Source organism: Moorena sp. SIO3I6 (assembly GCF_010672095.1).
In genome coordinates this window covers 25135-40133 of the sequence record NZ_JAAHHU010000001.1, presented here as the reverse complement: position 1 = coordinate 40133, position 14999 = coordinate 25135, and the positions used below count along the sequence as shown (strand labels likewise).

At 44.1% G+C, this 14999-nt stretch carries 11 protein-coding genes; 7 read left to right on the top strand and 4 right to left on the bottom strand.

Translation table 11 applies throughout. The annotated features are described in order from the left end of the window. Positions 1-113: 113 nt before the first annotated feature. Complete coding sequence (locus F6K49_RS00170; protein WP_293093092.1) at positions 114-3779, bottom strand: ATP-binding protein; 3666 nt, start codon at positions 3777-3779, stop codon at positions 114-116. 316 nt (positions 3780-4095) lie between these two features. On the opposite strand from F6K49_RS00170, the gene F6K49_RS00165 reads away from it, so the two are divergent. The 4 genes from F6K49_RS00165 to F6K49_RS00150 all read left to right on the top strand — a co-directional run bounded on the left by F6K49_RS00165 (position 4096) and on the right by F6K49_RS00150 (position 8338). Then, positions 4096-5016, top strand: coding sequence for a circadian clock protein KaiA (locus F6K49_RS00165; protein WP_081431403.1), 921 nt, complete (start codon positions 4096-4098; stop codon positions 5014-5016). A 127-nt stretch (positions 5017-5143) separates the two neighbouring features. Continuing rightward, complete coding sequence (kaiB, locus tag F6K49_RS00160) at positions 5144-5458, top strand: circadian clock protein KaiB (protein ID WP_008182352.1); 315 nt, start codon at positions 5144-5146, stop codon at positions 5456-5458. 103 nt (positions 5459-5561) lie between these two features. Continuing rightward, on the top strand, positions 5562-7121 hold the full coding sequence (gene kaiC, locus F6K49_RS00155) for a circadian clock protein KaiC (RefSeq protein ID WP_143727893.1): 1560 nt from the start codon (positions 5562-5564) through the stop codon (positions 7119-7121). A 149-nt stretch (positions 7122-7270) separates the two neighbouring features. Next, positions 7271-8338 (top strand): LOG family protein, encoded by a 1068-nt coding sequence (locus F6K49_RS00150; RefSeq protein WP_075904972.1) that lies wholly within the window; start codon positions 7271-7273, stop codon positions 8336-8338. Positions 8339-8443: 105 nt separating this feature from the next. On the opposite strand, the gene F6K49_RS00145 is transcribed toward F6K49_RS00150, so the two are convergent. Beyond that, entirely contained in the window at positions 8444-9346 is a 903-nt protein-coding gene (locus F6K49_RS00145) for a DUF928 domain-containing protein (protein ID WP_293093085.1), read from the bottom strand. Between the two features lie 396 nt (positions 9347-9742). Between F6K49_RS00145 and F6K49_RS00140 the strand changes: the two genes are divergently transcribed. Continuing rightward, positions 9743-10186: a hypothetical protein gene (locus tag F6K49_RS00140; protein ID WP_293093081.1), complete on the top strand. Its 444-nt coding sequence runs from the start codon at positions 9743-9745 to the stop codon at positions 10184-10186. A gap of 8 nt (positions 10187-10194) precedes the next feature. After that, positions 10195-11364: an 8-amino-7-oxononanoate synthase gene (bioF, locus tag F6K49_RS00135; protein ID WP_293093076.1), complete on the top strand. Its 1170-nt coding sequence runs from the start codon at positions 10195-10197 to the stop codon at positions 11362-11364. 19 nt (positions 11365-11383) lie between these two features. Here bioF and F6K49_RS00130 read toward each other — a convergent pair whose 3' ends face one another. After that, complete coding sequence (locus tag F6K49_RS00130) at positions 11384-13054, bottom strand: CocE/NonD family hydrolase (protein ID WP_293093203.1); 1671 nt, start codon at positions 13052-13054, stop codon at positions 11384-11386. A gap of 37 nt (positions 13055-13091) precedes the next feature. Here F6K49_RS00130 and F6K49_RS00125 point away from each other — a divergent pair, with 37 nt between their 5' ends. Then, positions 13092-13265, top strand: coding sequence for a hypothetical protein (locus F6K49_RS00125; RefSeq protein WP_293020572.1), 174 nt, complete (start codon positions 13092-13094; stop codon positions 13263-13265). A gap of 7 nt (positions 13266-13272) precedes the next feature. On the opposite strand, the gene F6K49_RS00120 is transcribed toward F6K49_RS00125, so the two are convergent. Continuing rightward, on the bottom strand, positions 13273-14763 hold the full coding sequence (locus F6K49_RS00120; protein WP_293020570.1) for an SLC13 family permease: 1491 nt from the start codon (positions 14761-14763) through the stop codon (positions 13273-13275). Between the last annotated feature and the right edge of the window lie 236 nt (positions 14764-14999).

The following is a 14999-nucleotide window of genomic DNA, read 5'->3' as shown; positions in this document are numbered from 1 at the left end:
AATCTTTGATTTGCGGTGGTATGAATTACTAGCAAACAAATTGGGCGAAGGTCATCCTTATGGTAAGCTATCCTGAATTGTCGGACAATATGACCGACTTGCATCCCACTCCTTTAAAGGGTTGGGTTCATGACCTGCTTAATCTGTTTCAATAACTGGGTCATTGACTGAGAATTCCAGTGTACAATCTGAGTAGCAATTTTCTCAAGCAGCAACTCCAACTGAGAATTCAAGTTACTACTGTTACTACTCTGGATTACTGGATCGTGCTGCTTAGGGTCTAATCGATGATCCAAAACCAGAATGGGTGGTTGCTCTGGCAATTGAGCAAGAGTTATCAATCCTTTTGAATGTTCTGAAGGATTAGTGAGATCTGTTAATCGAATCAGCAGCAAGTCCACACTTTTTCCCTGAATTTGACGGTATACTTCTGCCCAAGAACAGGCGAGTAAGCTGCAATAACCAGCAGTTTGTAAGTATTGAATCAGTGCCTGTAGCCAAGATGTTGATGATTTTCCAGCCATTGACAACCCGTAGGATAAGTCAGACGATTCAACGTTCAATCTGTTAACCTGTAACGGATTACCCCTAAACTTTGTCCTCTGCTCCCCCGTGTCCATCACTAAAATGGTAGGCTTGCAACTGATTCCAGCTGCCACTTGAATGACTTGCAGTATGGCAGCCATCTTTTGTTGATTATTTGGTGCTAAACAGGGATAGACCGAAAGACCAGTTACTTGATTAGCTGCTTCTGTAGTTTGGTGATCCAGGGTTACTAGTGGTAAACTACTCAAGCCAGGATATGATGAAAACTGATTCAAGTAGATGAAAGGGTCTATCAGTCGAGCACCATTTAATACAATCACATCTGGATTCCAAACCCGGCTCAATAACTCAGCTTGATCGAAATCATCGGCTTCGAGTACCCGATAATTGAGGTCTAAGTGTTCTAGACTCAATAGTGAAGTTAACTCATAAGTCAGTTCAGACGAGTCAGGGTTCTGGTAAGATTCTACAGAATAGCCTTTTCGTCCATCACCAGGATTGAGATAGAGAATCGTTAGCACACTACTGGTATTACTCTCGTCTTTAGCCAGACGAGAAAGGTTTTCTCGTAATGCTTCCTCTTGTACCGGCAAACTTAAGAAACCATCAGCTTTGTTGTGGGTTGCCTGCTGTTTTTCAGCCTGGGTTGCTGTTACCAAAACCGGAATGTGATTAGTTTGGGCATCGGACTTTAGCAGTGTTAGGACATCCCAACCAGAAAGTTTTGGTAGTAGGGGATTGAGTAAGATAGCATAGGGTTGTAAACGACGGGCTTTTTCGATTGCTTCCGTACCAGAGCGGGCAACCACTACCCAATAGCCTAAACTCTTGAGCTGTTCCGTCAATCCTTCCAGGTAACGAGGTACAGCTTCCACAATTAACACTAAACGGTTGGGCGTCGAAGATGGGGGGTGAGAAGTTGCCGTCGGGGCAATCCCTGATAGTTGCTCATCCCAATTGTCCAATTGATCAGAGGAAGCCTGGGGAGGACAAGGGGGGAAGAGTAAGGTAAACTGACTACCGACCCCTGCCTTGGAAATAAACGAGACATCTCCACCATGCAAGTGAGCTAGATGTTGTGTTAAGACTAATCCCAGACCCGTCCCCTCAAAGCTACGAGTGAGAGGCTTTTCCAGCTGTTGGAATTTCTGAAAGATCAAGTGCTGTTTATCAGCGGGAATACCAATGCCAGTGTCCCAGACCGTGAAAGCAATCCAACCTTGCCACCAATTGACCTTCAGACCAATTTCACCACTGCCATCGGTAAACTTAAGGGCATTAGAAAACAGATGCACCAACATTTGCCGTAAGCGCAACTCGTCAGCAATCAGCATTTCTAAACCCGGTTCAATCTCTAGGGTGAATTTTGTGGGATAATCTCGATTGTTGTCCTCGGAGTGTTTTGAGTCTATCTCAGAGCGAGCTTGGTCATAAGCGCGATCGCATACAGTCCGAATTTGCACCGGTTCGACGGTAAGTTTCAGCTGACCAGTCTCCATACGGGTCAAATCCAGAATATCGTTGACCACAGCCATTAGCTTACGTCCACTCTGATAAATTAACTGCGCATAACGGGATTGACGTTGATTGAGTTCCCCTAGGGCTTGGTCTTTCAACAAAGTTGACAAACCCAAAATCGCAGTTATAGGTGTTTTCAGTTCGTGGCTAATGCAAGCTAAAAACTCATCTTTGAGTCGGTTGAGTTGCACTAAATCAGCATTTTTCGCTGCCAGTTCTTGGGCAAAGAGTCGTTGCTCTGTGGTATCTTGAGCCAAGACTAGGTATAATTTAGAGTTGGGTGACTCAGACCTAGAGATTGGAGATCTCGAATAGTCAAAAGCGACCTTAGGCTCGCAACTGCCAGTTTCTAGTCCTCCTTCCCAAAGAGCAGCGATAGCAGGTGACAGAGGAATTTTTACAAACGAGAATACCCGCTCCTGGCTGTTTGAAAGAGTTGGATCAGTTGGCGCAGCGGTTTCCTGGCAGGGGGTATGGTTTCCCCTGGTTTTCTTGACTGGTGATGAAAAGAGCAGCACGCGCTCGTGAATAGTGGTTGCTGCTTGATAGGGAGTATCAAGAGCACAGTATTGCCCAAGCGCAGCTTGTTCAGAGGTTTTGTCTCCCTGGTCAGAAACATTGCCCACAGATAATGGCCATTGTCCTGGAGAGGTCGGAGCAGATTGGTCATGAAAGGTTGGGGAATTCTGGGTATCAGGCTGACGCCACTGGAAGTCTAACGATGTCAAGGGCTCTTCCATCGATTGCTTCAAACCTTCCTTACTGACTTCCCTCGGTACATGATTAGATAAGAGACGATTGTAAGAAGAACGGTAGGGTATCTTTTCCCTAGCTCCAGGGTTTTTCTGGGCAGAGGTACTATTCTTAGTGCCTGTGGTGCTACTATTTCCCGGATTCCCCTGGGATGATGTCTCAATCTGCTCACGCCAGGTCAGATTCTCAGCTAAAACTTTTCCCGTCGAGGTTTGTATGCTTAGGGGTAATGGCAGTTGTTCTAACAGTTGGACTAATGGGTTAATGCCCTTGAACTGGGGAGTTTTAGTTAGGGCTTCCTCCTGAGTTTTCAGTCCTGAGTTGATTCGAGATGATAATCCTAGGGAATTGACCCAAGAACTCTTGGCTGTTAATCGATAGTCTGGGTGGTGAGTCCTGAGGGGATTAGGGTTCAGTCCCTTGGGTTGAGTACGCTTTACTATCGATTCAGAACGTTGTTGGGTGAATGTGGATGCTAATGATTTTAACAGCAGCCAACTGTTAAGGAGTCCGATAAATTTCTGGTCCCCATCTACTAATGCCCAGTGTTCCTGATCTCGGATGGGGAATTGGTTAAATTCTCTATCCCAGTTGCTGCCCAACTCCCCTAACCCCCCCTCCCTACTTCCATGGTCTTGTAGGTAGTACCAGAATTGGTTTAGACTCAGCTTACCTGGTAGGATGGTTATGGGTTCAATGATGTTTGGCTCTAGCCAAGATAGTGGTTTGTGAAGAAAACCAGTTGTCATTGTTGTTCCTGAGCTACATACCTTAGCTAAGGAGAGCAGGTGAGGCATGATCTGCCTTAGCTTCACTACTCCCACAGGATATTGGTGTTCGCTGACTACCACAATCGAGTCATGCCTTGAACCATTAAAAATATCTAGCAGAGTAGCCAACTCAGAGGTCCTTTGACAAACAGGAACTAGCTGGGCAAATTTTTGGATACTGGGAGTAGGCATGGACATAACCAATCTAGCTTCAACAGCGGTTGAGCGCTACAGTAGCAACACATCCTCCTAAAGTAGCAACAAAGGAATTCACTCAAGCCCAACAGGGCTAGACTATCCCCTAATGCTTGAAGAGCAAGTACTTTTCAATATACTGCTCAACACTGGGGATATAGTGAGGCGCGAAATCAAAATTAATTTCAATTATCAGACTGTTTCAATTTAATTTAATTTATATTAAGCCCATTGTTAAAAAAAATGTTAAAATCTTACTGGTTTAAGCACTCTTATATAGTAAGAGTAACCAGTTTGATATTCGGGACCTGTTGTGTTGCTTTCCCAACTAACCATATGTACGCTGATCAGTTCTGATGCCCTAGCTCAATCCCTTTCTCAGGTTTTGGGTAGCGAGCAATATATTGTACACTCTACTAGCTCAGAATCTGAGTTTTTCGAGGTGGTTGAGCAACATAAACAGGATCTTGATTGTTTGGTATTGCAGGATACCGACACACTTCCCCAGGTGATCCAGTACTTGTACCTGCAAGGAACCACCTTACCTGCAGTATTTTTGCGGTCGGACTCCCCAGAAATTCCCCCTAGGGTTGACAGAAATCAACAGCTCGGCTCTAACCAGACGACCCATAAATTCACCACCAGATCCAGGGCTTATCTGTTCCATCCGGCAGAAGTCGAACTTAGTATTCACCAATTACCTGAAATTGGCGATTTCATCCAAAAGGCGATCACCGGGTTTTTGTCCCTGGCTCCCGCCTGTAACTTACCCAGGTCATCTGACCCGGTTTATCCTACCCTCGCAGTAGCTAATTACAGTTTCTTGAGTAAGCAGCAGCATCGGTTAGCTGAAAAGCTCAGGGAAAGACTTGGATACCTTGGTGTGTACTACAAGAGAAATCCTCGGCTTTTTTTTCGTAATCTATCTCTCAACGACAGGGATGAGCTGTTAGAACACTTAAGATCAGAGTATCGTCAAATTGTTCTACAGTACTTTGCACCGGGAGATACCCTAAACCAAGACATTGATCATTTTGTAGAACAAGTGTTTTTTGCGGATATTTCTATATCTAAGATTGTAGAAATTCATATGGAACTGATGGATGAATTTTCCAAACAGTTGCAGCTGGAAGGCCGTAGAGAGGATATACTGCTTGACTATCGCCTGACGTTAATCGACGTGATTGCTCACTTAGGTGAAATGTATCGCCGTTCCATCCCCAGAGAACTGTAAGATCAGCAGAATCGGATCAACATTGAGTAGTAAGCTTGATGGGAGGCTCTCCTAAAAAACCGTTTCCTTGAGTTCCTTGATCCCTTGTATTGACCTTTAACCCATCTTCTCCTAAACTTACGAGCCTATGAGTTCCTATAAAAAAACCTATGTTCTCAAGCTTTATGTAGCTGGGAACACCCCCAACTCCGTCAGGGCTTTGAGAACACTGAAAACTATTCTCGAACAGGAATTCCAAGGGGTTTACGCTCTCAAAGTAATTGATGTTCTTAAGAGCCCCCAACTAGCTGAGGAAGATAAAATTTTGGCAACACCAACCTTGGCAAAAGTTTTACCGCCTCCTGTGCGAAAAATCATTGGGGACCTCTCGGATCGGGAAAAAGTCTTGATCGGCTTAGATTTGCTCTATGAAGAACTCCGTGAAGGAGATTTGGATTTCTAAATAGATTATACCATTTTAGATTAAAGCGTGAAAATTTAGCAAGTCAGCAACACCATTAAACTAAACTTTTTTTTTTGATTAAGAACATTTACTTACGACCAATATGAATCAATTGAATCAAAATGAACAATATCAAAACTCAGTAACAACGGTCGGTGTCCAGAAAATACGGACAATGATCGAAGGATTCGATGAGATCTCTCATGGCGGTTTACCATCTGGTAGAACCACCCTGGTCAGTGGAACGTCTGGCACGGGAAAAACTCTATTAGCCGTTCAATTTCTTTACAACGGCATTAGCAATTTTGATGAAGCTGGTGTGTTTGTTACATTTGAAGAATCACCCACAGATATCACCAAAAATGCATCGAGCTTTGGTTGGGAGCTAAATAAACTAGTTAATGAAGGCAAGCTATTTATTCTGGATGCTTCCCCGGATCCAGAAGGACAGGACATTGTCGGCAACTTCGACCTGTCTGCTCTGATCGAGCGTATTCAGTACGCCATTCACAAATACAAAGCCAAGCGAGTTTCCATTGACTCAATCACTGCCATCTTTCAGCAGTACGATGCTGCTTCGGTGGTACGGCGAGAAATTTTTCGCCTAGTGGCACGCCTGAAAAACATTGGTGTAACCACCATTATGACCACAGAGCGAGTTGAAGAGTATGGACCAGTAGCTAGATTCGGGGTGGAAGAGTTTGTCTCAGATAATGTGGTCATTGTCCGTAATGTCCTGGAAGGGGAACGCCGACGCCGCACTATAGAAATTCTCAAGCTGCGGGGTACCACCCATATGAAAGGAGAATACCCCTTTACTATTACCGATCAAGGGATCAACATCTTCCCCTTAGGAGCAATGCGACTGACTCAACGGTCTTCCATGGCCAGAGTGTCTTCGGGAATCAAAACTCTTGATGTGATGTGTGGTGGTGGTTTCTTCAAGGATTCCATTATCCTGGCAACGGGTGCCACAGGTACTGGCAAAACCTTGTTAGTGAGCAAGTTTATCGAAAATGCTTGCATACAAGGTGATCGCGCCATCCTGTTTGCTTATGAAGAATCTCGGGCTCAGCTATCTCGTAATGCATCGTCTTGGGGCATTAATTTTGAGGAAATGGAACAAAAGGGTTTATTAAAAATTCTTTGTTCTTATCCAGAATCAGCGGGCTTAGAAGACCACTTACAACGGATTAAAACAGAAATTGCTGAATTTAAGCCCTCTCGGATTGCCATCGACTCTCTTTCTGCTTTAGCACGGGGAGTCAGCAACAATGCCTTTCGGCAGTTTGTGATTGGTGTGACGGGCTATGCCAAGCAAGAAGAAATAACTGGCTTTTTTACCAATACCACCGATAAATTTCTGGGCTCTGACTCCATTACCGATTCCCATATTTCCACAATTACTGACACAATTATAATGTTACAGTATGTGGAAATTCGTGGTGAAATGTCCCGTGCTATCAATGTGTTTAAGATGCGTGGCTCTTGGCATGATACAGGGATCAGAGAGTACACTATTAGTAAGGATGGACCAGAAATTAAGGATTCCTTCCGCAATTACGAACGAATTATCAGTGGTTCTCCCACTCGTATTCCCGTCGATGAAAAAAGCGAACTCTCTCGGATTTTTAAAGGCGTTCGTGATAAGTCGGTGGAATAATCTTGAGTCCGCTTAATCACTTCGTATTCAGGAAAATCGTTAATTGTTAATTGTTAATTGTTAATGGCTCCTTGACTATTGACAATTTTTAATTTTCAATAGTCAATTGATGAAAAACCTTTAATGATAAGTAGTCAACTGGATACGATATGACTCTATCTCCTTCTGCGGATGGCTTCAAGTCACTGTCAAACGATTTAGCAACACTGATTGACCAGCTACCTAATCTGGAAAATCGTAAATTGATCAAACGGTCTCTTGCAGTGCTAGTGCGACTAACTGGGGAAGAAATTGACCGTCTAGATTGGAAAATAATCACCGCTTCTCTAGAAGATATGGAGCGGGCATTTCAAGTTTTTTATCCCTATCGTCATGTCCGGAAAGTTACCATTTTCGGTTCATCGCGCCTTGCTCCAAATACTCCTGAATATCAGCTGGCAGCTGAATTTGCTCATCATTTAACCCAGCAGGGATTTATGGTAATGACTGGTGCTGGTCCTGGCATTATGGAGGCAGGAAACAAAGGTGCTGGCTCTAAGCATTCGTTTGGTCTGAATATTCAACTACCGTTTGAGAACGACGCAAATTCGTTTATTGCAGGGGATCCCAAGCTGATTGAGTTCAAGTATTTTTTCACTCGCAAGCTATTTTTTATCAAGGAAACTGATGCGCTTACCTTATTTCCTGGTGGCTTTGGTACTCAGGATGAAGCCTTTGAGTCTTTAACCCTTTGTCAAACAGGACGATTAGAACCAACTCCTTTAGTACTGATTGATAAACCTGGTGGCACCTACTGGAAAGATTGGGATGCTTATATTCAAAAGCACCTCATGCAACGGGGTTTGATCAGTCCAGAGGATTCCAGTCTCTATACCATCACAGATAACTTAGATGTGGCTTACGAAACAATTAATCGGTTTTACCGGGTTTATCACTCTAGCCGCTATGTCAGAGATCAATTCGTCATTCGCCTCAAATCTGAGTTGTCAGATCCTGAGGTTGAACAGCTAAATCAGGATTTTAGCGATATCTTGGTTCAGGGACGGATTGAGAAAAGTCAGGTTTTACCAGAAGAACTACCTGATGAAACTGCTGAACTTCCCCGTCTGGTTTTCTACTTCAATCGACGAGATGTTAGCCGTCTTTACCAGCTACTCGCTACTATTAATCACATGGGTGTTTCTCAAGAGAGTACAACTCATCCGGAACTGAAATAAGGCTTGGATGCTTGCATCCTTAAAATACACAGCAGGCTCGACCAATGACCAATAACGGTAAATGACCCACTCGAGTGCTGGTAATGGAATTAGACGGACTTGATCTTAAAATTCCAGAAGGGGTGCAAGCGCGATCGCATCTAAGCCAACAGACTGCAATAATTTCACCCAATCCTTGATTAGCAGGTCATTGTCAGAATTTTGCTGACGTAGCCTAGCTAGAGCATTAAGGGTATCATACCACAGCCCTGATCTGGCATAGATAATCGCTTTCTGTTCTAATGTCCCTTGGTCTAACTGATTATTGAGGGATGGGTTGAGTGACATCCGTTTTACCCACCCTGTCACTACAGGAGACCACTTTGGCTCACATTTAACCACAAAGTACCAACGATACTGTTTACCAACCTCAAGGGAGGCGACTGTTGATGGAAGTTCGATGCCTACTACACTTGGTGAGGATGATGAGGCAACAAATTTAGTCCAGTAGATTTCGTTATGGTTTTCATCTTGTAGCACAAACTCCAAAGGCAAGTCCGGTGTCAGGGCATAGGGAACATAAAACCAGAAGGTGGGATGAGAAACAACGGTTAAGCCGAAAACCGATTCTGTTCGCGTAGCGTGACCTACGGTCAATGGAATTTGACCCTCACTGGCAATGGTGGTAGTAGCAGGGACCAAGGCAGTCAAGGGTTGCTTGACTTTTGGACATCGAGGCCCACGGCTTGCGGCTGCTTTTCGTTTACCGGGTACGCCTCGTTCCGGTACATCTGGTGGCATCCAAGCTAGACTGATCCCTAATGGCTGTGAAGTTCTTGAAGTCCTTAGCTCTTGCTCTCGGTGGTTGTGAGCCACTTCTGCTGTTGGGGAACGTTGAGCTGAATCCAACCGGGAATTGTTAGTATTAGCTGTTGAAATTCCTGGCAAGGCAATACTGCTACTAAAGCTGACAATTGCTAATGTAATTCCTAAGATTGGCGGTGCTAACGGTAGTTTTATCTTGCTCATGATTCATAAAGAGTAATTTTCAAGGAATGTTTCCTTGTGATTGGTCAGGTGATTGGTCAGTTGTTACTTCCTATCCCTAGTTTTTTGGATCTCGTTGCTACTCTCATTATCACTCAATTGAATGAACTATCTAATTTTTTATACTGACCAGTGATTATTTTCTATATCTAGTTTGATATACAATCTGGTAATTGACTAATCCAGAATTGAAACATAGTTCATTTTCAGGACTTACGTAGCTACTCTACCTGGTGAATTTAGACTATTTCGTAGCAAAAAAATATTATTGTGTCAACTACCTTTTGATAGGGATGGAGAGTTAACAGTTCTGGCAAGTCATCACCAACTGCAATCTATAATTTAATTGGGGATAAATGAGTCAATACCATTAGGATCGTGATTAGTTTAGTACCAGACGTGAAAAATTACCAAAAATCTTTTTTTAATCAAAAACTGTTTATCATTGTCTTGTTGCTCAGTGTGGGAGTAACATTACTCAGTAGCTGCTCCCCTAACAAAATGGAGAAGTGCAAGCTGATTGAGGTTGAACCCAGGGAAGTTGAGCTAGACATCAAAGACACTGATATTGAAGGATGGGAATTGGAGGTACTTTGTGGTGACCAACTTTGGGACATCCCATGGTCAGAGATTAATCGCCACTTCAAGATTGACCTCAAGAAGTATTATTCGAAGAATCCACAAGCAGCTCAACGGCAGCTGCAACGACTGGAGCAACGACTACTTTTCTATAAACAAGAGAACAAGAGGGGAAATATCCTATACGGTTCTTTGGATAGTAATCCAGAGTTAGTTGGGGTGAAGGCGAAAAAAGATGATTAGCACAAATAATGCCTACTGACCCTTATGCTTGGCTAAAGCCATCCCTGGCCACGATTGAGAAAGCCAGTTGGTATCGTTCTGTACAAACTGTACAAAGTATGCCTGGTGCTGTGGTGCAACTGGATGGGCGAGAGGTGATTAACTTTGCTAGTAATGACTATCTCGGACTGGCAGGCTCACCTCCCTTAATTGCAGCCGCAGTTAGTGCTACTAAGGACTATGGTACTGGTAGCACTGGTTCGAGATTACTCACTGGACACCGGGAACTGCATAGACAATTGGAAAATGCGATCGCATCTCTCAAACAAACTGAAGATGCGATAGTCTATAGCTCTGGGTATTTAGCGAATATAGGCACGATTGCAGCGTTAGTAGGGAAACGGGATTTAATCCTAGGGGATCAATACAACCACTCCAGCCTCAAAAATGGGGCAATTTTGAGCGGTGCCCAGGTAATCGACTATGAGCACTGCAATATGGCTTCTTTGCAGGGTCAACTGGTTCAATACCGACAACAGTACCGTCGCTGCTTAATTGTTACTGATAGCGTCTTTAGCATGGATGGTGATTTATGCCCCTTGCCTGAGCTATTAGGGTTGGCAAACCAATTTAATTGTATGCTTCTGGTGGATGAAGCCCATGCTACCGGAGTTTTGGGCGCTACAGGCGCTGGGTGTGTGGAACATTTTGGCTGTACTGGAGAAACGATTATTCAAGTGGGCACCCTCAGTAAAGCTTTGGGGAGTTTGGGAGGGTATGTGGCCGGTTCAGCGGTTTTAATTGATTTCCTCCGAAATCGTTCTCCTAGCTGGATTTACACCACTGCCTTATCTCCAGCAGATACAGCAGCAGCATTGGCAGCAATCCAAATTGTCCAACAAGAACCAGAACGGTGCGCTCAACTGAGGAATAATGTAGAGACTCTCAAACAGTTAATTACTCAGCAGTTGCCTAATCTCAACTGTTTGCCTTCTGAGTCGCCTATCCTGTGCATTTCCATAAATAGTGCTACGGAGGCTCTTACTGTTGGCGAAACCTTGAAAGCAGCTGGTATCTTTGCCCCTGCTATTCGTCCTCCGACAGTGCCTACGAGTCGAATTCGGATCTCAGTTATGGCAACTCATACCCTGGATCATTTCCAGCAGTTAGTTGCTGCTTTGGAGACTTGTAAGCTATAGCGCTTACTTATAATGGCGCTCATTGTTGGTCAGACCTAAAAATAGGTAATAAAACACGAGTTGGATCATCCCCTCCCCAACTCACCATCAAAGTAATAATCTGAGCATCCATCAATCGACTTTCACCAGGAAAAGCCCCGGTGCCGGAATTGACTGGATAAGCGGGAAAACAAGCCCCACTCAAACTTAAGCGCAACTGATTTCCTTTGGCAATACGCACACAAGTCGCTTGGAATCTAATCCGCAACGGATTAATATTGTCCCCAGGATTGACCCGTCTATATCCCTGAGTGACATGGGTTACCCTGCCATCGGGATGGACTTCCGACAACACTGCACAGATATCAAAACTGGGAGTATCAGCTGTGCAAAACACCTCTACCAGCACATCCCCTACTATATGTAAATTTTCTGCTAAGGGTTCAGAGGTGTAGGTTAAAACATCTGTGCGACAATCTATGGCAGTGCGATCGCATGAACCGACTGGCATCCCTGCATGACCCCCCATTGCTGGAACTGGACGCCAAGGGTCATGAACTAATAGATCACAGGATACATCACAGGTATGCTGGCTTTGGGATACTCCCTCTGTCTCCGATGGCTGTTGCATTTCTTGAGACTCTTCTGGGACTAATTTTCCAGAATCTTCCCTGACACTGGCTAAACCGGAAGTTACCAGATAATAAGATTTCTGATTGCCATCAGGCCAACTATCAAAATAACGCCACCGATTAGTTCCCATCTCAAATAGACAAACAGGCGGTTGCTCAAGCACCTTGGTATCAATTCCCTTGAGGAACTGGTCAAACCAACGCACTTGCAAGGCATCAACGGGACTATTCGCCTGGAGACCATAATCCACTGCTCCCACTTTACGCCCCCAAGGCAGATGCGCCCAAGGTCCAATGATCAGATGCTGAGGCGAACTGCCATGAGATGCCATATCCTTATATAAATGAAGTGTCCCTCGCAAAAATGGGTCAAACCATCCCCCAATGTGTAACATGGGCATGTCTACATCCTGCATCATTCCCTTGGGAGATAGTTTTTCCCAGTATTCATCTGGGTGAGGATGGTCTAACCAGTCGTGATAAAAGGAGTCTGGTGCTAAGTCTTGGAGGATTTGAGGGCGAGCAGGAATTGGGTCATACAGGGGTAAATTCCGAGATGCTGCATACAGCAGTTGATAGGCTTGCTCATCTGAGCGCAATCGTGCCGTTTCTGTTGCTAATTGTATCGCCCAACCCAGATTAGCTTGTAAACAAAATGCCCCTCCCTCATAGGCCCAATCGCTATATAAATCATAGCCAATCATGGCTGGACAGATCGTTTTCAGAGCCTTGGGATAGCTTGCAGCAGCGTACAGTTGAGTCATCCCCTGATAGGAAAAGCCGTACATGCCCACATCCCCAGTGCTACCGGGTAAACTTGCTGCCCAGTTAACACTATCAAAGCCATCTTCCACTTCATGGGCAAACAAATCAAACTTACCGTCTGAAGTGCCCCTCCCCCTGACATCTTGAATCACTACAATGTAACCCTGGGCAGCATACCAAGTGGGATGAGCATAGACTACCGTAGATGCGATCGCTTTTCCATAGGGTTGGCGCATTAGCAAGATGGGAAACTCACCAGCACTATCGGGACGGTAGATATCCGCATCCAGCCGTACTCCATCCCGTGTTACCATTGATGCCGTTTCTTGTTTAACCTTCAACCTTCCAACCTTGGCCAAAAGGCCACGCTACGCGAACAACCTTCCAACCTTCAACCTTCCAACCTTGGCCAAAAGGCCACGCTACGCGAACAACCTTCCAACCTTCAACCTTCCAACCTTGGCCAAAAGGCCACGCTACGCGAACAACCTTCCAACTTTCAACCTTCTAACCTTCAACTTGTAACTTCTAGTCACCCCAACATGGGGATAGCTACAAAATTCATCAACAAACTTACTAGAATTACCCCTACTATATTTAACACTAATCCTACCTTAGCCATGGTATAAATTGGGAAATATTCCTGAGAGTAAACAATTGCATTGGGAGCAGTTGCGACTGGCAGCATAAACGAGAAGGAAGCAGAAATTGCTGCGGGCCACATCAACAAAGCAGGTGATACATTTATAATCGGTGCAGCAGTAGCTAAAATAGGCATAATCAGAGCTGTGGTTGCTGTATTCGAGGTCACTTCTGTCAAAAAGGTCATAAATACACAGATGCAAACCACCATCAAAACCGTTGAAAGTCCCTGCAATCCAATTTGTAAATTATACCCTAGGAATTGAGACAACCCTGACGCAGCAAACCCTTTAGAAATTGCAATTCCACCACCAAATAGCAGCAATATTCCCCAAGGAATTTTGACAGCGGTTTCCCAGTCTAGGAGGTTAATTTTATCCCCCGTCTCTGTTTTTACAGGAACTATAAACATGATCACAGCAATTAGGGCAGCCACACTGGTATCATGAACAAAGTTAGCCACGCCCAGATAGGTTGCCCAACCCGTTAATGTAAAGGAACCGATGGTGATATCTGCCCGAAAAATCCACAACAATGCCATTAACCCAAATAAAATAGCAACGTATTTTTCTCCCTGAGACATTTTCTCCAGTTTCTGGACTTCTTTGTCTGAAATATTAAAATAGTCTGAGGATAAACTGTTATTATCAAGCTTGACTATTATTTTAGTTAAATAGATCCAAGTTAACAATATAAATATCAAAACAGCTGGCACTCCCACCATCATCCATTGAAAAAACGTAATGGCGGTATTGTCTGGAAAGTTTTCTTTTAATTGTGCCAGAAATATCAGGTTAGGTGGAGTCCCGATCGGGGTTCCAATCCCACCAATATTAGCAGCGTAGGCAATTCCAAGCATTAGGGAAGTTCCCAGAGTTTTCCCTACATCAATATTGGGATTAGCAAGAGCCGTTTGTTCGATAATAGAGATAGCTATTGGCAGCATCATCAAGGTGATAGCTGTATTCGATATCCACATCGACAATACTGCTGTTGCTAGCATAAACCCCAAAATTAATCTGCTTGGTTGGGTACCAACAACGCTAATAATGTGGAAAGCAATCCGCTGATGTAGGTTATATTTTTCAACCGCTTTAGCAATAAAAAAAACTGCCATCAATAACAATACTACATCAGAAGCATAGGCGGAAGCAACCTCTTCAGCAGAAACAATTCCTAAAAAGGGAAATAAACCCAAGGGAATTATCGAGGTGGCGGCAATCGGGATAGTTTCAGCAATCCAAAAAATTGCCATGAGAAGCGTTGCTCCTAGCATTATCACAGCAGTTGGTGGTAAATTTTCAGGGAGTAATGCTGGAAAACATGAAAGGAGCCAGCATAGGGTAAAAATACTAACTCCTAGGTAAAAGCTTTTTTTCATCAACAGGACTTACGCAGTAACTCTACTTCTAGTAGTAAGGTGCTTTCTTAACGAAGCCTACACTATCAGCACGTTTGGAGTCCAGTTTTCCGTAAGTCCTGTTGTAAGCATATGCGCTACGCGCACGCTACGCGAACAGCTGCCAGCCGTGAGCTAAAAGCTCACGCTACTTGAGGTGCTATCAGCTATCATGCTAAAACAAACCTCTCAGCAGAGAATTTAATAGTTCGAGATTA

Excerpts from the sequence above, each read along its gene's own strand:
- F6K49_RS00170 (WP_293093092.1), bottom strand. The coding sequence starts at position 3,779 with ATGCCTACTCCCAGTATCCAAAAATTTGCCCAGCTAGTTCCTGTTTGT.
- kaiB (WP_008182352.1), top strand. The coding sequence starts at position 5,144 with ATGAGTTCCTATAAAAAAACCTATGTTCTCAAGCTTTATGTAGCTGGG.
- kaiC (WP_143727893.1), top strand. The coding sequence starts at position 5,562 with ATGAATCAATTGAATCAAAATGAACAATATCAAAACTCAGTAACAACG.
- F6K49_RS00150 (WP_075904972.1), top strand. The coding sequence starts at position 7,271 with ATGACTCTATCTCCTTCTGCGGATGGCTTCAAGTCACTGTCAAACGAT.
- F6K49_RS00145 (WP_293093085.1), bottom strand. The coding sequence starts at position 9,346 with ATGAGCAAGATAAAACTACCGTTAGCACCGCCAATCTTAGGAATTACA.
- bioF (WP_293093076.1), top strand. The coding sequence starts at position 10,195 with ATGCCTACTGACCCTTATGCTTGGCTAAAGCCATCCCTGGCCACGATT.
- F6K49_RS00130 (WP_293093203.1), bottom strand. The coding sequence starts at position 13,054 with ATGGTAACACGGGATGGAGTACGGCTGGATGCGGATATCTACCGTCCC.
- F6K49_RS00120 (WP_293020570.1), bottom strand. The coding sequence starts at position 14,763 with ATGAAAAAAAGCTTTTACCTAGGAGTTAGTATTTTTACCCTATGCTGG.